This window comes from Achromobacter sp. MFA1 R4, from assembly GCF_900156745.1.
In the GTDB taxonomy this organism is placed as follows: domain Bacteria; phylum Pseudomonadota; class Gammaproteobacteria; order Burkholderiales; family Burkholderiaceae_B; genus Achromobacter.
On the sequence record NZ_LT707065.1, the window covers coordinates 1,991,830 to 2,009,354 of the forward strand.

At 66.7% G+C, this 17,525-nt stretch carries 16 protein-coding genes; 14 read left to right on the forward strand and 2 right to left on the reverse strand.

Annotated features, from left to right (window positions below; all coding sequences use genetic code 11):
* Window positions 1-53: 53 nt before the first annotated feature.
* From BXA00_RS08975 to BXA00_RS09015, 9 genes are all read left to right on the forward strand, one after another.
* The gene (locus BXA00_RS08975; RefSeq protein ID WP_076521870.1) at window positions 54-827 is read left to right on the forward strand and encodes an SDR family oxidoreductase; all 774 of its coding nucleotides are present in this window, start codon (window positions 54-56) and stop codon (window positions 825-827) included.
* Window positions 828-852: 25 nt separating this feature from the next.
* A complete protein-coding gene (locus BXA00_RS08980; RefSeq protein WP_076518126.1) occupies window positions 853-1,116 on the forward strand; it encodes a hypothetical protein in 264 nt (87 codons plus the stop codon).
* A 100-nt stretch (window positions 1,117-1,216) separates the two neighbouring features.
* A complete protein-coding gene (locus BXA00_RS08985) occupies window positions 1,217-2,125 on the forward strand; it encodes a LysR family transcriptional regulator (protein ID WP_076521871.1) in 909 nt (302 codons plus the stop codon).
* A gap of 210 nt (window positions 2,126-2,335) precedes the next feature.
* The gene (locus tag BXA00_RS08990; protein WP_076518128.1) at window positions 2,336-3,118 is read left to right on the forward strand and encodes a transporter substrate-binding domain-containing protein; all 783 of its coding nucleotides are present in this window, start codon (window positions 2,336-2,338) and stop codon (window positions 3,116-3,118) included.
* Between the two features lie 16 nt (window positions 3,119-3,134).
* Window positions 3,135-3,803 (forward strand): amino acid ABC transporter permease, encoded by a 669-nt coding sequence (locus BXA00_RS08995; protein ID WP_076518129.1) that lies wholly within the window; start codon window positions 3,135-3,137, stop codon window positions 3,801-3,803.
* On the forward strand, window positions 3,800-4,456 hold the full coding sequence (locus BXA00_RS09000; protein WP_076518131.1) for an amino acid ABC transporter permease: 657 nt from the start codon (window positions 3,800-3,802) through the stop codon (window positions 4,454-4,456). Before BXA00_RS08995 ends, BXA00_RS09000 begins: the two co-directional genes overlap by 4 nt.
* Entirely contained in the window at window positions 4,437-5,168 is a 732-nt protein-coding gene (locus BXA00_RS09005; RefSeq protein ID WP_076518132.1) for an amino acid ABC transporter ATP-binding protein, read from the forward strand. The genes BXA00_RS09000 and BXA00_RS09005 overlap by 20 nt, the downstream gene beginning before the upstream one ends.
* 146 nt (window positions 5,169-5,314) lie before the next feature.
* Window positions 5,315-5,497 carry a CsbD family protein gene (locus tag BXA00_RS09010; RefSeq protein WP_076518134.1) on the forward strand — a complete coding sequence of 61 codons (183 nt, stop codon included), beginning with the start codon at window positions 5,315-5,317 and terminating at the stop codon, window positions 5,495-5,497.
* A gap of 58 nt (window positions 5,498-5,555) precedes the next feature.
* Window positions 5,556-5,684 carry an entericidin A/B family lipoprotein gene (locus BXA00_RS09015; protein WP_076518136.1) on the forward strand — a complete coding sequence of 43 codons (129 nt, stop codon included), beginning with the start codon at window positions 5,556-5,558 and terminating at the stop codon, window positions 5,682-5,684.
* Between the two features lie 80 nt (window positions 5,685-5,764).
* Here the strand turns inward: BXA00_RS09015 and BXA00_RS09020 are convergent, their stop codons facing one another.
* Complete coding sequence (locus BXA00_RS09020) at window positions 5,765-6,904, reverse strand: DSD1 family PLP-dependent enzyme (protein ID WP_076518137.1); 1,140 nt, start codon at window positions 6,902-6,904, stop codon at window positions 5,765-5,767.
* Window positions 6,905-7,168: 264 nt separating this feature from the next.
* Here BXA00_RS09020 and BXA00_RS09025 point away from each other — a divergent pair, with 264 nt between their 5' ends.
* The 4 genes from BXA00_RS09025 to gluQRS all read left to right on the forward strand — a co-directional run bounded on the left by BXA00_RS09025 (window position 7,169) and on the right by gluQRS (window position 12,059).
* Window positions 7,169-8,131, forward strand: a complete 963-nt coding sequence (locus BXA00_RS09025) for a TAXI family TRAP transporter solute-binding subunit (RefSeq protein WP_076518139.1) — start codon at window positions 7,169-7,171, stop codon at window positions 8,129-8,131.
* 234 nt (window positions 8,132-8,365) lie between these two features.
* Entirely contained in the window at window positions 8,366-10,390 is a 2,025-nt protein-coding gene (locus BXA00_RS09030; protein ID WP_076518140.1) for a TRAP transporter permease, read from the forward strand.
* A 247-nt stretch (window positions 10,391-10,637) separates the two neighbouring features.
* Window positions 10,638-11,096 carry a DUF494 family protein gene (locus BXA00_RS09035; RefSeq protein WP_076518142.1) on the forward strand — a complete coding sequence of 153 codons (459 nt, stop codon included), beginning with the start codon at window positions 10,638-10,640 and terminating at the stop codon, window positions 11,094-11,096.
* A gap of 84 nt (window positions 11,097-11,180) precedes the next feature.
* A complete protein-coding gene (gene gluQRS, locus BXA00_RS09040) occupies window positions 11,181-12,059 on the forward strand; it encodes a tRNA glutamyl-Q(34) synthetase GluQRS (protein WP_076518144.1) in 879 nt (292 codons plus the stop codon).
* Between the two features lie 63 nt (window positions 12,060-12,122).
* Here the strand turns inward: gluQRS and BXA00_RS09045 are convergent, their stop codons facing one another.
* Entirely contained in the window at window positions 12,123-14,747 is a 2,625-nt protein-coding gene (locus BXA00_RS09045) for a GDYXXLXY domain-containing protein (protein ID WP_076518146.1), read from the reverse strand.
* 62 nt (window positions 14,748-14,809) lie between these two features.
* On the opposite strand from BXA00_RS09045, the gene BXA00_RS09050 reads away from it, so the two are divergent.
* Window positions 14,810-17,470: a DNA topoisomerase III gene (locus BXA00_RS09050; RefSeq protein ID WP_076518148.1), complete on the forward strand. Its 2,661-nt coding sequence runs from the start codon at window positions 14,810-14,812 to the stop codon at window positions 17,468-17,470.
* The last annotated feature ends 55 nt before the right edge of the window (window positions 17,471-17,525 follow it).

Here is a 17,525-nt window from a genome sequence, read left to right on the forward strand (position 1 = left end):
CTTGCCTAAGCTCGAATCTCCATCGACACGTGAAACACATGAAGGAGATTTCCATGGCGGACCATACGATCAAGGGCAAGGTCGCGATCATTGCGGGCGGGGCGAAGAATCTGGGCGGGCTGATTGCGCGCGACCTGGCCGAGCAGGGCGCCCGCGCGGTGGCGATCCACTACAACAGCGCGGCGTCCAAGGCCGATGCCGACGCGACGGTGGCGGCGGTGCAGGCGGCGGGTGCGAAGGCCGTGGCGCTGCAGGGTGATCTGACGACGGCCGCGGCGGTGGAGAAGCTGTTTGCCGACGCGGTGGCCGCGGTGGGCCGGCCGGATATCGCGATCAATACGGTGGGCAAGGTGCTCAAGAAGCCCTTCACCGAGATCAGCGAAGACGAATACGACGAGATGACGGCGGTAAATTCCAAGACGGCGTTTTTCTTTCTGCGCGAGGCGGGCCGGCACGTGAATGACAACGGCAAGGTGTGCACGCTGGTGACGTCGCTGCTGGGCGCGTTTACGCCGTTCTATGCGGCGTATGCGGGCACCAAGGCGCCGGTGGAGCATTACACGCGCGCGGCGGCCAAGGAGTTTGGTGTGCGGGGGATTTCGGTGACGGCGGTGGGGCCGGGTCCGATGGATACGCCGTTCTTCTACCCGGCCGAGGGCGATGATGCCGTGGCGTATCACAAGACCGCGGCGGCGCTGTCGCCGTTCAGCAAGACGGGGCTGACGGATATCGAGGACGTGGTGCCGTTCATCCGGCATCTGGTGAGCGACGGCTGGTGGATTACGGGGCAGACTATCCTCATCAACGGCGGCTATACGACCAAGTAGGCGGCATAGGACGAAGGAGAACGGCATGCATGTGGCGATGGTCATCGGAGGCGGCGTGGTGCTGCTGGGCGTGTTTCTGCTCTTCGGCAAGCTGTGGGGCAGCGACGCGGCGGCGCTGGCCCTCGCCGCGAAGGCGTTCATTCCCGTATGGCTGGTGGTGGCGCTCATCAATATGTGGGTGGGCGTTACGCACGCCGGCTATAGCGTGCGCGAGGAATTGCCGATCCTGGTGATCGTGTTCCTGGTTCCGGCGGCGCTGGCCGCATGGGCGATCTGGCGCAACGCCTGACAAGGGCCGATGTGAATGCGGCTATGCTTTTGATGCCTTGCGTGCGCGCCCATGCAATGGGATGGCGCACGCTTTCCTTTTGCATTTGCACAGGCCGCCCATGGACCGATTCGATCAGTACCGCGTGTTCGCGCAGGTTGCCGCGATGGGCAGTTTCATCAAGGCGGCCCACGCGCTGGACGCGCCTCGCGCCTCGGTGTCCGCCGCGATCCAGCAACTGGAATCCCAGCTGGGCGTGCGGCTGCTGCATCGGACGACCCGGCAGGTGCGGCTGACGGCCGATGGCGAACAACTGCTGGAACGGGTGCTGCCGCTGCTGGCCGACGTTGAAGACATCGATCAATTGTTCCAGGCCAGCGAGCGCCAGGCGTCCGGCCGGCTGACCATCGACGTGCCCAGCCGGGTGGCGCGGCGGCTGATCGCGCCGCAGTTGCCCGGGCTGCTGCGCCGCCATCCGCGCCTGCAGGTGGTTCTCAGCGCCACCGACCGGGCCATCGATCTGGTGCAGGAAGGCGTGGATTGCGCGGTGCGTATCGGCGCCCTGCATGACAGCAGCCTGGTGGTGCGGCCGTTGGGCAGCATTTCGCTGATCAATTGCGCCAGTCCGGGGTACCTGCGCGAGCACGGCGAACCGCAGCGGCCGGAAGACCTGCTCGATGGTCACTGGGCGGTGGGCTATGCGTCGCCCAAGACCGGACGCGAGCTGCCCTGGGAAACCCAGCTGCCCGACGGCGGCGTGCGCGAGGACCCGGTGCGCAGCCGGGTGATCGTGAACAATGCCGAAAGCTATATCGCGTGCTGCCTATCGGGGCTGGGGCTGATCCAGATTCCGCGCTTCGACGTGCAGCATCTGCTGGATGCGGGCGAACTGGTGGAGGTCATGCCCACGGCGCGCGCGGCGTCCATGCCGGTGTCGTTGCTGTATCCCCATCGCCGCCAGCGGTCGCGGCGTCTGACCGCGTTTCAGGAGTGGTTTGAAGGCTTGATGGCGGCTTACGTGGACGCCTGAGCAGCGCGGACGGCAGCGCCGGTCCAAACCGGTGCGAAGACGCCCGTCCGCGGCGCATTAGTTGCACCAAAAGTGGGCACTCAAGGCATCGCCTGCCATCGCCTCCCCACGTTTGAACATGGCATGGAACTTGCATTGACTCTCTTTGTATACCGACTTGGTGTGCAACGCAGTGCCCGCCCGGGCATTGCGGGCCCTGGAGAGTTCCTCATGAAACGCAGAACCCTGTTGCTGTCCCTTTGCGCCGCCGCCAGCATCCTGGCCGCGCCCCTGTCGCACGCCGACGCGCTGGACGATATCGTCAAGGCGGGCGTGATCAAGATCGCCGTGCCGCAGGACTTCCCGCCGTTCGGTTCGGTGGGCGCCGACATGAAGCCGCTGGGCTATGACATCGACACCGCGCAGCTCATTGCCAAGCAGCTGGGCGTGAAGCTGGAACTGGTGCCGGTTACCAGCGCCAACCGGATCCCCTATCTGCAGACCAAGAAGGTGGACCTGGTGATCTCCAGCCTGGGCAAGAACGCCGAGCGCGAGAAGGCCATCGATTTCTCGGACGCCTACGCGCCGTTCTTCAATGGCGTGTTCGGCCCGGCCGACCTGAAGGTGGCGTCGGCCGCCGACCTGGCGGGCAAGACCATTGGCGTCACGCGCGGCGCGGTGGAAGACATCGAGCTGACCAAGATCGCGCCCGAGTCCGCCACGCTCAAGCGGTATGAGGACAACAACGGCACCATCACCGCCTTCCTGTCGGGCCAGGTGCCGCTGATCGCGACCGGCAACGTGGTCGCCGCCGCCATCCTGGCGCGCAATCCGCCCAAGAAGCCGGAGACGAAGTTCCTGATCAAGAATTCGCCGTGCTACATCGGCCTGAACAAGGACGAGCCCAAGCTGCGCGCCCGCGTGAACGACATCCTGGCCGCCGCCAAGCGCGACGGTTCGCTGTCGACGATCTCGCAGAAGTGGCTGGGCGCGGCGCTGCCCAAGGACCTGTAGGCTGGGCGCGGCCGTCATGGCTTACCAGTACGACTTTTCCTCGGTGTTCGAGTACACGCCGGTGCTGCTGAAAGGCATCGGCGTGACGATCGAACTGATCGCGTTCGGCGCGGTGGCGGGCGTGGCGCTCGGCATCGCCTGCGCATGGGTGCGCACGCAAGGCCCCGTGTGGCTGCGCGCGCCGGTCACCGCCTATATCGAGCTGATCCGGAACACGCCGTTCCTGATCCAGCTTTTCTTCGTGTTCTTCGGCCTGCCGTCGCTGGGTATCCAGCTTGGGGAAATGCAGGCCGCCTGCCTGGCGATGGCGCTGAACCTGGGCGCCTACAGCGCCGAGATCATCCGCGCCGGGATCGACGCCACGCCGCGCGGGCAGTACGAGGCCGGCGCCAGCCTCGCGCTGTCGCGCCTGCAGGTGTTCCGGCACATCGTGCTCAAGCCGGCGCTGATGCGCATCTGGCCCGCGCTGTCCTCGCAGATCGTCATCGTGATGCTGGGGTCGGCGGTGTGTTCGCAGATCGCGGCGGAGGACCTGACGTTTGCCGCGAACTTCATCCAGTCGCGCAACTTCCGCGCGTTCGAAGTCTATTTCGTGACCACCGGAATCTATCTGGCGCTGGCGGTGCTGCTGCGCCAGGTGCTGCGCATGACCGGCCGGCGCCTTTTCCGCAGGGCGGCAAGATGATCGAGTTCTCTACCTGGGACATCGTGCGCAATCTGCTGCTGGCGGCGCGCTGGACCATCGTGCTGTCGCTGGCAGCCTTTGCGGGCGGGGCGCTGATGGGCTTGCTGGCCCTGATGATGCGTACCTCGCGCGTGGCGCTGATGCGCCGCGCAAGCTGGGCCTATATCGAACTCTTCCAGGGCACGCCGCTGCTCATGCAGCTGTTCCTGGCGTTTTTCGGGCTGTCGCTGATCGGCGTGGAGGTGCCGCCGTGGCTGGCTGCGGGCGCGGCGCTGACGTTGTGGTCGGGCGCTTTCCTGGCGGAGATCTGGCGCGGCTGCGTGGAAGCCGTGCCCAAGGGGCAGTGGGAGGCGTCGGCGAGCCTGGCGCTGGGCTACGTCCAGCAGATGCGCTACGTGGTGCTGCCGCAGGCGCTGCGCATCGCGGTCGCGCCGACCGTGGGCTTTGCGGTGCAGATCGTCAAGAGCACCGCGCTCACCTCCATCATCGGCTTCACCGAACTGTCGAAGGCGGCCACGGTGATCACCAACGCCACCTTCAGTCCCTTCACCGTCTATGCCTGCGCGGCGCTGATCTACTTCGCGCTGTGCTGGCCCCTGTCGCGCCTTAGCCTCCGGCTGGAAAGGAAGTTGCATGCCCCTCATCGCCCTTGAAGACGTCCGCAAGAAATTCGGCGACAACGAAGTCCTGAAAGGGGTGACCCTGCGCGTCGATCCCGGCGAGGTCATCGCCATCATCGGCAAGAGCGGGTCGGGCAAGAGCACGCTGTTGCGATGCATCAACGGGCTTGAGCAGATCGACGGCGGGGCGATCATGGTGGCCGATGCGCAACTGGGCAATGACGAGCTGCGGCTGCGCGCGCTGCGGCTGAAGGTCGGCATGATCTTCCAGCAGTTCAACCTGTTTCCGCACCTGACCGTGGGACGCAACGTGATGCTGTCGCCCATGGTGGCCAAGCGCATGCCGGAGCGCGAGGCCGCGGACATGGCCCGCGCCATGCTGACCCGGGTGGGGCTGGACCATAAGTTCGACGCCTGGCCGGACGAGCTTTCCGGCGGGCAGCAGCAGCGGGTGGCGATCGCCCGCGCGCTGGCGATGCAGCCGCTGGCGCTGCTGTGCGATGAAATCACGTCGGCGCTGGACCCGGAGCTGGTCAACGAGGTGCTGGCGGTGGTGCGCGAGCTGGCGGCCGACGGGATGACGCTGCTGATGGTGACGCACGAAATGCGGTTTGCGCGCGAGGTCTGCGACCGCGTGGTGTTCATGCACCAGGGACGGGTCCATGAGATCGGTCCCCCGGAAACGCTCTTTACCGCGCCCGCCACGCCCGAATTGCGCCAATTCCTCGGAATGACGAATCTTTAAGCCGGCAGGTAAAAATGCACCACATGTCCTGGTGCGCATGGCTCTATCGCGGGTGCGGCGCGGTTTCTATATTCAGGTTGTCCGCCGCCGGACTTCGGGTTTCCCCGGCGCGGGTTCACCCCACCTGAGACCTGAGGAGCGATGACATGGACAAGGACCGCATCAAGGGCGCCGCCAAGGAAGTCAAGGGCGCGATCAAGGAAACGGCGGGCAAAGTGACGGGCAGCACCCGCACCGAGGCCGAGGGCAAAGTGGAAAAAGCCGAGGGCAAGGTGCAGCGGAATGTGGGCGAGGCCAAGGATCAGGCACGGGACTTGCTGGACAAATAATTGCGGCTGCCAGTCGGCATGAACCGCACTGTCCAATGAACGCCCGAAGGAGAAGAACATGACCCACCGAATTTGGCTTGCACTGATGCTGGCGATCACCGCCGTGACGGCCGGCTGCAACACGATGGAAGGTGCCGGCAAAGACATCGAACGAGGCGGGGAGAAGATCCAGGAGCAGGCCAAGTAGGCGCGGCCAGCTGCACACGAGGCCGGCGCGATGCATTCGCGCCGGCTTTTTCTCGTCTGTAAAAAAGGGGACGCGGCGCCTCAGCGCGAAAAGCCGCGCGCCGCGATCTCCCAGATGTCCTCGACCACGCCGTCGCGCACGACCACCAACCCGTCATGCAGGTTGAAGGTCGGATCGACGTGCGAGGGCACCAGGCGCAGCACGGCTCCCAGCGCGGGCGCCTGCGCCCCCGGCTCGACCCGCACGACGCCGTGCTCGTCGTTGATGGCGGTGTACGTCAGGCCCGGTTCGCCAAAGATGGCGGGCGGCCCGCATTCGGCCGTGGTCGACTTCAGGCCGGCATCCAGGATCACCCGGTCCGGCGCGGGCACGCTCATGACCGTGGACAGCACGAACAGGCTGTTCTGGAACGCCAGCGGGCCGTCCCATTCGTTGGCGCCGTAGTCGCCGTCCATGAAGGCATAGGAGCCCGCCTGCAATTCGGTGTAGACGCCGCTGGCCGCATCGAACTCCACGCTGCCGGTGCCGCCGCCGGTGATCGTGTCGCACGCGATGCCGCTTTCACGCAGCAGTTGCGCGTAGGACGCCGCGATGCGGGCCGCCTGGCGGCACACTTGGGCGCGCGCTTCGCGCGTGCGCAGGTGCTGGACCGAGCCGTGATAGGCCTGCAGGCCCGCGAAGTTCACGCCCGGCAGGTCGCGCGCCTGCTGCGCCAGCGCCAGCACGAGGGCGTCGTCCGACACCCCGCAACGGCCCTGGCCAACGTCCACTTCGACCAGCACATCGACCTGGGCGCCTGCCTGGGACACCGCCTGCGACACCTGCGCCAGGTTCTGCGCGTTGTCCACGCACACGCTGATCTTGGCCACGCGCGCAAGCTGCCCCAGCAGCGCCAGCTTGGCCGCGCCGACGACTTCATTGCTGATGTGGATGTCGCGCACGCCCGCCGCGACGAAGGGCAGGGCTTCGCTGACCTTCTGGCAGCAGATGCCGCGCGCGCCCAGCGCAAGCTGGCGCAGTGCGATTTCCGGGCACTTGTGCGCCTTGGCATGCGGCCGCAGCGCCACGTCATGGCGGTCGGCCCAGGCCTGCATGGCGCGCAGGTTGGCCTCGAACGGGGCCAGGTCCAGCACCAGGCTGGGCGTGTCGACGCGGTCCAGCGGATCGCCCGGCTGCGCGGGTGGGGGCAGCGCAATGCCGCGTATGACTTCCTGGGACATCCTGATGACTCCGTAGTCTGACTGCTTGAGATGTAACGCACGCATAACCAAAGCGGGACCACCCATAACCAAACGGGCGATGCACCCCCAGGTAAACGATAGCCCCGTAACCATTGGCTACCAGTGGGCTACATGACAGAATTTCATCATGAAAACGGCCCCCAAGGGGAGGCCCATTTCCGGCGCGCCAGCCAGGTGCGCCGGCGATGACAAGACGAACCTCGTCACCTGATTGAACTGTCAACAAATTCCGGAGAAGCACGCATGAAACTCAAGCAATGGATCACCGCCCTGACCGTCGCGGTCGCCGCCGTGGGCGCCACGGGCGCCGCGCAGGCCCAGCAGTTCTTCCGCATCGGCACGGGCGGCACCGCCGGCACGTACTACCCCATCGGCGGCATCATCGCCAACGCCGTGTCGCAGCCCGGCAAGCTCGTGGCGACCGCTGTCGCCTCCAACGGCTCGGTGGCCAATATCAACGGCATCCTGGGCGGCTCGTTCGAAGCGGGCTTCACGCAATCGGACGTGGCGTACTGGGCCTATAGCGGCACGGGCACCTTCGAAGGCAAGCCCAAGGCCCAGGACCTGCGCCTGATCGCCACCCTGTATCCGGAAAGCATCCACCTGGTGACGCGCAAGGGCGCGGGCATCAAGAGCGTGGCCGACCTGAAGGGCAAGCGCGTGTCCATGGACGAGCCGGGCTCCGGCACGCTGGTCGACGTGCGCCTGATCCTGGGCGCCTATGGCATGACCGACAAGGACATCAAGGCCGAATACCTCAAGCCCAACCAGGCTGGCGACAAGCTCAAGGACGGCGGCCTGGACGCGTTCTTCTTCGTGGGCGGCGCCCCCGCCGGCGCCATCGCGGAACTGGCGTCCAGCGGCGCCGGCATCGAGATCGTGCCGCTGGTCGGCCCGGAAATCGACGCCCTGCGCGCCAAGCAGGAGTTCTTCACGCCCGACACCATCGCCGCCAACACCTACCAGAACGTCGGCGAAGTGAAGACCATCTCGGTCAACGCGCAGATGGTGACGTCGGCCAAGCTGCCGGAACAGGTCGTGTATGACGTGACCAAGGCGCTGTACAGCGACGCCACGCGCAAGACGCTGGACAACGGCCACGCCAAGGGCAAGCTGATCACGCGCGAAAACGCCATCAAGGGCGCGGGCATCCCGTTCCACCCGGGCGCCGAGAAGTTCTACAAGGAAATCGGCCTGATGAAGTAAGCCCCCCCCGAGCGCCTGCGGCGCTTCCCCCCAGGGGGCGCCGCAGCGGACCGGCGGAGCCGGATCCGCGCGGCCTGGCTTGGGCGGCCAACGTGCTTTTTGCGTGGTGGCTGCCTTTGTGGGGTGGACGGATCGTTGCAAGTCTTTATGTGGCGGCGTTGGCTTTTGCGCCGCCTTTGAGCAGGGCCGCCGATGCGCGGCCCTGCTTGTTGAGTCATCTTGAGAATCACCGCGATGCAAATCGACCACGAAAAAACCCAGCAACTGGCGGAGAAGTACGATTCGGAAATCCGCTTCCGGCCGCTGGACAAGACCGCCACCTGGATCGTGTCGGGCCTGCTGGTCACGCTTTCGATCTTTCATTACTACACCGCCGGATTCGGCCTGCTGCGTGAAGCCACGCACCGCGGCGTGCACCTGGCTTTCGTGCTGAGCCTGATCTTCCTGGTGTTCGGCTTTTCCAAATCGCACTACCAGCGCGAGCCCAAGTCGACCTGGTATGCGCCGGGCGGCATTCCGCTGTACGACTGGATCATCGCCATCGCGCTGGCGCTGTCGGTGATGTACATCCCGTACATCTTCGAAGACCTGGCGTTTCGCGTGGGCAACCCGCTACCCATCGACGTCTTCATGGGATCGATCCTGCTGATCGGCCTGCTGGAGGCCACGCGCCGCGCCATGGGTTGGCCGCTGCCCATCATCGCGCTGGTCTTCATGGCCTATGCCATGTTCGGTCCGTACTTCCCCGGCCTGCTGCAGCATGCGGGCAACAACTGGTCCCAGATCGTCAACCACATGTACCTGACGAGCCAGGGCGTGTACGGGGTGGCGGTAGGCGTGGTGGCGACCTACGTGTTCCATTTCGTGCTGTTCGGGGTGCTTGCGGCCCGCATCGGCCTGGGGCAGCTGTTCCTGGATGTGGCCTCCACGATCGCGGGACGCTACGCCGGCGGTCCCGCCAAGGTGTCGGTGTTCGGCTCGGCCATGTTCGGCATGCTGTCCGGTTCGTCGGTGGCCAATGCCGTCACGGTCGGCTCGCTGACCATCCCCGCCATGATCCGCATCGGTTATCCGCGGCACTTCGCCGCGGGCGTCGAAGCCGCCAGCAGCACCGGCGGCCAGATCACGCCCCCGATCATGGGCGCGGCAGCCTTCCTGATGATCGAGTTCCTGGGCATTCCCTACCAGCAGATCGCGATCGCGGGCATCTTCCCGGCGTTCCTGTATTTCTTCGGCATGTTCATGCAGGTGCATTTCGAGGCCAAGCGCGAAGGCCTGCGCGGCCTGACCCCCGAGGAAATGCCCAAGCTCAAGCAGTCTTTCAAGATGCGCTGGCCGACGCTGATCCCGCTTGCCCTGCTGATCGGCGTGCTGGCCAGCGGACGCACGCCGTATCTGGCCGCGTTCGCAGGCATCACGGGCTGCATCGTGGTGGGCCTCTTGAACCCGTCCCAGCGCCTGCGCCTGCGCGACCTGTACGAAGCCTTCGAAACGGGCGCGAAATACGCCCTGGCCGTGGGCGCGGCCGCCGGCACGGTCGGCATCGTGATCGGCGTGGTAACCCTGACCGGCGTGGGATTCAAGATTTCCTACATCGTGATTTCCGCGGCCCAGGCGATCGCCGGCGGCGCGGCCATGGTGATTCCCGACGCGCTGGCCAACGTGCAGACGCTGACCCTGATCGCCGCCCTCGTCATGACGGGCCTGGTGTGCATCCTGATGGGTTGCGGCATTCCCACCACCGCCAACTACCTCATCATGGTGGCCGTTGCCGCGCCCACGCTGGTGCAGCTGGGGGTGCAGCCCATCGCCGCGCACTTCTTCGTGTTCTATTTCGGCATCCTCGCGGACATCACGCCGCCAGTGGCGCTGGCGGCCTACGCGGCGGCGGGCATGGCGGGCAGCGATCCCTTCAAGACCGGCAACACGGCGTTCAGGCTGGGCATCACCAAGCTCATCGTGCCGTTCGTCTTCGTGTTCTCGCCGTCGCTGCTGATCTCGGTGCAGGGCTTCACGTGGTACGACTTCTTCGTGACCCTGTTTGGCTGCATGATCGGTCTGGTGCTGCTGTCGGCGGCCTTCTCGCGCTACATGCTGGTGACCATGAAAAGCTGGGAGCGGTGGCTGTGCACCATGGGCGCGCTCCTGTCGATTCTGCCGGGACTGTTCAGCGGCCTGATCGGTCTGGCGATCTGCATTCCGGTGTTCATCCGGCAACTGGCGGAACACAAACTGGAGAACGCCCCCAAGTCGGCCTGAGGTCGCGGCTACACGCCGTGGAATAAAAAAAGGGGCGGACCCTTGCGGTGCCGCCCCTGTCTGCTGAATTGACTATTTTGTCAGCATTTGGCGGGAAAATGCGCCCGCTTTGTGGCAAGGTGACGTCCTACAACATTCCGCCTTTTGCCCGGTTGCCCGGCAAATTAAATCGGCGTAAAGTAAAATTCATGTTTGCTGGTCTGCCGATATGCGGGCCGACTGTGCAAACAGGCACAAACTGCGCCATATGTTCGATATCCTGGTCTATCTGTTCGAGAATTACTACACGCCCCAGGCCTGTCCTGCTGCCGATGTGCTCGCCAAGCGGCTTGCTGCCGCCGGATTCGAGCACGAAGACATCGACGACGCGCTCGGTTGGCTGTACGGGCTTGCCGAGACCACCGAACGGTGCGTCGACCTGGCCCAAGCGCCCTCGTCCGGCACCCGGATCTACACCGACAACGAATACCAGCAGCTCGGCACCGAATCCATCGGCTTCATCGCCTTCCTGGAATCGGCTGGCGTGCTGCCCGCGCCGCTGCGCGAAATCGTCATCGACCGGGGCCTGGCATCGCCGGAGACGCCCGTGCCGCTCTCCAAGATCAAGATCATCGCCCTCATGGTTCTCTGGAGCCAGGAAGCCGAGATCGACAATCTTGTCCTGGAAGAACTGCTCGACGAAGACGGCGGGCGTCTGCTGCATTGAACGCGCCCCGGCTGCCCGGGCCCCGCGTTTCGTATTCTCTCCCCGCGCGCCTGGCCGCGCGGGCTTAGCCTTGTACCCATTCCCTTGAATTACGTCGGCCGCTTCGCTCCCAGCCCCAGCGGCCCGCTGCACGCGGGTTCGCTGGCGACCGCGCTGGCAAGCTGGCTGGACGCGCGCGCACACGGCGGGCGCTGGCTGCTGCGGATCGAAGACGTGGATACCCCGCGCACGGTGCCGGGCGCGGCAGAGGTCATCATGGCCCAGCTTCACGCGCTGGGCCTGGACTGGGATGGCGACATCATGTGGCAGTCCCGCCGGGGCGACGCCTATCAGGCCGCTTTCGACGCGCTGGCCGCGCAAGGGCTCATCTATGGCTGCGGTTGCACGCGCCGCGAAATCGCCGATTCGGCGTTGCGCGGCCAGACCGCGCCCGGCGCCGACGGCGAGCGACCCTATCCGGGCACCTGCCGCCACGGCCTGCCGCAAGGACGGCAGGCCCGCGCCTGGCGGCTGCGGGCGCCGGACGGCGTGGAACGCTTCGAGGACCGCTGGCTCGGCCCGCAGGAGCAGGACGTCGCGCAAGCGGTCGGAGACTTCGCGCTGCGGCGGGCGGACGGATTGTGGGCGTATCAACTGGCGGTGGTGGTGGACGACGGCGCGCAGGGCGTGACGGACGTGGTGCGCGGCGCGGATCTGCTCAGCTCCACCGCGCGCCAGCGCGTGCTGGGGCGTCTGCTGGGCCTGCCTGCCCTGCGCCACCTGCATGTGCCGCTGATCCTCGACCCCGTCAGCGGCCTCAAGCTGTCCAAGCAGAATGGCGCCCCGGCCATCGACGTCAGCGCGCCGCTGGCGGCCTTGCAGGACGCCTGGCGGGCCTTGGGCTTTGCCCCGCTGCCGGCCGCGGGCGTTGCGCCGTTCCTGCAAGAGGCCACGGCGCGCTGGGCCGCGAGATTTCCGGGCTGAACGGCCGGACCGCGCCAAGTCGGGTGCGAAAGCCCGTACCGGAACGAGCCGCGCCGGCCCCGTCTACAAGGGCTGCAGGTCAGCGCCCAGCATCCTCACCAGCAAGGCTTCCCCATCGTCGGCCACGCGAAGCTCGCCGTAGCGGGCGACCTCATAGCGCGCGGCCTGGCCTTCGGGGAAGAAGTACGCGTTGGTGACGATGCGCACGCCGTTGTCGCGCACCCGGTAGCGCAGCGGCACTTCGGTCTCCGCGTGCGGATGAACCTCGGGCTGGATGCGCACCGCCTGCGCCACGCCGCGCGCGTCGGGCGTCAGCATCACATAGCCGTCCGGCTCATAGCCCATGACGGTGTCCGAGTCCTCCTGTTTCCCCCCCAGCCGCAGCCGCGTCACCTCGCGCCCCGCCGCAAAATTGAGGGCCATGTAGTCGCCCTGCATGAGCGAGCGCGGATCCACCGGGACCAGTTCCAGGATGACGACCTTGCCGGACGACAGCAGCTTTTCCCGCTGCCAGATGCCGAGGTTGGCCGCCAGGAGCACCAGGGCGAGCCCCCCCAGGATGCCTGCCGTGCGCCAGCGCAGCGCGCGGGACACGGGCGGCATCTGGCGGGGCTGGGCCGGCTGCTGCGTGCGCATCAGGCGCGGCACCAGCCACACCGCGACGCGCAGCACGAAGAGCAGCAGCGCCGCGCCGCCGAGCCACAGCGCCTTCTGCAGCAGCGGCAGCTCCAATTGGTAGTAATAGACGCCCAGGTAGACCAGCAGGCTGGCGGCGCCGAAGATCATGACGCGCGACTGGTTCAGGCCAAAGCCCAGCAGCAGCCACGCCAGCGCGAATCCCACGCCGGGACTGGGCAGCCAGAACAGCGCCAGCAGCAACAGGCCGATCGGAACGCCCCAGGTGACGCCTTTGGTCAGGAGATGACGGCGCGGCCACAGCACGGCCAGCGCGGCGGCCATCGGCAGCAGCGCGCCCGCGACGATCAGGATGGCGGTTCGCGGGGCCAGGTGCCAGATGGCCGGCAGCTCGGTGACGGCAACGCCGCTTGCCAGCCAGACCATGCCCTGCACCGACAGCAGAAAGGCCCAGGCCAGCGGCTGCAGCGCATGGCCGCGCCGGGCGCCCACGCGGTGGCTGATGGTGATGATGACGGCCGTGGCCCACGCGCCGATCACGCCGATGGGCAGCCACAGAAAGGTGGCGCCGGCCGCCTCGAAGTGGATCCAGGCGTCGGTCAGGTCCTCATGCATGAGGTCGGGCGCCAGCCCGCGCCAGATGAGGGCCGCGCTGGCCAGGGCGATCAGCAGGCCGCTCAGGAAGCGCAGGATCACATCGGGACCCAGCGCATAGACCGCGGCCGCCATCAGCAGCACGAAGAAGCTGGCGCTGCCGAATGACGTGGAACTGGAAAGGCCGAAGATGATGAGGATCTGCCCCGCGAAGGCCATGGCCGTGCCGCACTGCCGCCAGAAGGGACCGGCCTCGCTGCGCAGCACCGCCACGCCCCCCGCGCACAGGACCAGTCCGGCCACCAGGGCGCCGCCTTCGGAGGTGATCAGGCCGGAGAAGGCCACGAAGAGCAGCAGCAGCCAGGTGGCGAGCCAGGCGCTCAGGCCCAGCAGGCATTGCACGTACCAAGGCGGCTCCGCGCGCGGCACGGCGGCCGGCGCAAGCTGCGCCACCGGCGCGCTGGAATCGGCGGGGTCCACGGCATTGCCCGCCGAGGCGGCCGAGGGCTCGGCATCGGCGGCGGGCAGGACGGCCGCCGGTTCGTTGCTCAGGCCGCGCAGCCAGCGCGCGGCCACGACGGCCTCGGCCATGAGCAGCGCGGCAAGCGGCAGCGCCGCCCACACGCCCGGCTCCAGCCGCCACAGCCATTCGCCCACCACCCGCAGCGACACACAGATGACGCCGGCGGCCAGCATGGCCAGGATGACGAGGTCGCGCCTGCCGCGCTGATAGTACAGGCCCAGTCCCAGGGTGGCGGCGACCCAGGCGATTCCGTTGTAGGTGCCGAGCCCGTCGACGATGGCGTCGCCGAACATCAGGGCCAGCACCAGTACGCCGATGGCGATTGCGGCCAGGATGCGCGGCCCGAAGAACGTGCTCGCGCGCCAGCGGCGCGCGGCCATTTCCCAGCCCAGCAGCAGCAACATGTTCAGGCCGGCCATGAAAAGGCTGGGCAGGCCCGGCCCGCCGAAGATCATCAGCCAGGTGAACACCCGTTCGCCCAGCCACAGCGCCGCCGCCAGATTGAGCACCAGGGCCCACAGCAGCCACACGGACTGGCTGCCCGCGGCAAGCGCCCAGGGCAGCAGCAACACCGCCCACCACGCGAACAGTTCCCAGGTGTCGGCCCCGGTCTGGTAAGTTTGGCCTAGCAGCGCAAGCAGGGCGCCGAGCAGGATGCCGGCCAACGCCAGCAGCGCACCAGGTATGCTGCGACGCACGCCGGGCCGGGCGCGCAGGCGCAATCCGGACCACGCCGCGGCCAGTGCGCTAACGGCCAGAAGGCCTTGCGCGCCGGCGAAACGCTGCATTTTTGTCATGTCCTGCCAATTCGCGGCAACCCAGCAAACCGCTGCGCTGCCCAGCAGCAAAACGCCCAGCCACAAGGTGCTTTGCGCCAGAAAATGACGCCAAGCGTGCAGTTCGGATCCCGCTTGCCTTTCAGTGCCGACTTGCATCTGGCGAATCTCCGATCTTATTATCCGCGCTGATACGGCGGGACTACCGCCACTGGATACACATGAATAAAACGCTGATTATTGCCGAGAAGCCCTCGGTGGCCCTTGATATATCACGCGCCTTGGGAGGCTTTGCGCGCGAGGGCGACTATTTTGAAAGCGAACGTTACGTTCTCGCTTCCAGCATCGGCCATTTGCTCAGCTTGGTCGCGCCCAACGATCCGGTCAAGGGGAAGTGGAGCTTCACGCACCTGCCCGTGATTCCGCCGGCATTCGAATTGGGCCCGACCGACAAGAAGTCCGCCGAACGCCTTAAGCTGCTGGTCCGCCTGGCCAAGCGCAAGGACGTGGACGCCATCATCAACGCCTGTGACGCGGGGCGCGAAGGCGAACTGATCTTCCGCTACATCATCCAGTACGCGGGCGTGAAAAAGCCCATCCAGCGCCTGTGGCTCCAGTCGATGACGCAGGCCGCGATCCGCGAAGCCTTTGCCAACCTGCGCGACGATTCGCAGCTCAAGCCCCTGGAAGCGGCCGCGCGTTCGCGCGCCGAAGCCGACTGGCTGGTGGGCATCAACGGCACGCGCGCCATGACCGCCTTCAACAGCAAGGATGGCGGCTTCTTCAAGACGCCGGTCGGCCGGGTGCAGACGCCCACGCTGGCCATCGTGGCCGAGCGCGAAGAACGCATCCGCCGCTTCGTGCCGCGCGACTACTGGGAAGTGCGCGCCACCTTCGTCGCCGCCGCCGGCCTCTATGAAGGCCGCTGGATCGATCCGCAATTCAAGAAAGACGAACGCGACCCCGAAAAGCGCGAATCGCGCCTGTGGTCGGCCGCCGCCGCGCAAAGCGTGGTGGCCGCGTGCCGCGAGCAGCCCGGCAGCGTGACCGAGGAATCCAAGCCGTCGAGCCAGGCGTCGCCGGCCCTGTACGACCTGACGTCGCTGCAGCGCGAGGCCAACGGCCGCTTCGGCTTTTCGGCCAAGACCACGCTGGCGCTGGCGCAGACCCTGTACGAACGCCACAAGGCGCTGACGTATCCGCGTACCGATTCGCGCTACCTGCCCGAGGACTACATCGCCACGGTGCAGGAAACGATGCGCGCGCTGGCGCAAGGCGGCTCCAACGCCGTGGGCGGCCTGTCGCGCCATGCGCAGACCGTCGTCAGCCAGCAGTGGGTCAAGCCGAACCGCCGCATCTTCGACAACAAGAAGGTGTCGGATCACTTTGCCATCATCCCCACGCTGCAGATCCCGCACGACCTGAGCGAAGCCGAGGCCAAGCTCTACGACCTGGTGCTCAAGCGCTTCCTGGCGGTGTTCTTCCCGGCCGCCGAGTACCGCGTCACGACGCGCCTGACCGAAGTGCAGGGACACCGCTTCCGCACGGACGGCAAGGTGCTGGTCAACCCGGGCTGGCTCGCCGTGTACGGCAAGGAAGCCCAGGGCGAAGACGCCAACCTCGTGCCCGTCGGCGACGGCGAGACCGTGCGCACCGAGGAAGTCGAAGCCGTCGGCCTATCGACCAAGCCGCCCGCGCGTTTCAACGAAGGCACGCTGCTGTCGGCCATGGAAGGCGCCGGCAAGCTGGTGGACGACGAAGAGCTGCGCGAAGCCATGTCCGAGCGCGGGCTGGGCACGCCGGCCACGCGCGCGGCCATCATCGAAGGCCTGCTCAACGAAAGCTACCTGCGTCGCGAAGGCCGCGACCTGGTGCCTACCGCCAAGGCGCGCCAGCTCATGACGCTGCTGTCGGGCCTGGACGTCGCCGAACTGACCTCGCCCGAACTCACCGGCGAATGGGAGCACAAGCTCAAGCAGATCGAGCAGGGCGGCCTGGGCCGCGAGGCCTTCATGCGCGAGATCGCGCAGATGACCCAGGTCATCGTCAAGCGCGCCAAGGAGTACGAGCGCGACACGGTGCCGGGCGACTACGCCACGCTGCAGACGCCGTGCCCCAAGTGCGGCGCGGTGGTCAAGGAAAACTACCGCCGCTTCGCCTGCACGGCCTGCGACTTTTCCATCGGCAAGCATCCGGGCGGCCGCACGTTCGAGCTGCCGGAAGTCGAGGAACTGCTGGCCAAGCGCGAGATCGGTCCGCTGCAGGGCTTCATCAGCAAGATGGGCCGGCCGTTCGCCGCCATCCTTCGCATCAGCGACGAATACAAGCTGGAATTCGACTTCGGCCAGAACGACGAGGACGACAGCGAAGCCGTGGACTTCTCCGGCCACACGCCGGTCGGCGCCTGCCCGAAGTGCCAGTCGCGCGTGTTCGAGCACGGCATGAGCTACGTCTGCGAAAAATCGGTCGGTCCCGAAAAGACCTGCGATTTCCGGTCGGGCAAGGTCATCCTGCAGCAGGAAATCTCGCGCGAGCAGATGGAAAAGCTGTTGACCGACGGCCGCACCGACCTGCTCGACGGCTTTGTCTCCAGCCGCACGAACCGCAAGTTCAAGGCCTTCCTGGTGCGCCAGCCCGACGGCAAGATCGGTTTCGAATTCGAGCCCCGTCCTGAAAAGCCGGGCCGCGCGCCGGCCAAGACGGCGGCAAAGACCGCGACCAAGACCGCCGCGAAGAAAGCGCCGGCCAAGAAGGCGGCCGTGAAGAAGACGGCCACCAAGACAGCCACCAAAACCGCAACCAAGACGGCAACCAAAACGGCGACGAAAACCGCCGCCAAGAAGGCCGTGAAAAAAGCCGCGCCCAAGAAGACCGCGGCCTAGCCTGATTGCCGCGGCCTGCTCGCCGCCATGCTCAACGCCCGGGAAACCGGGCGTT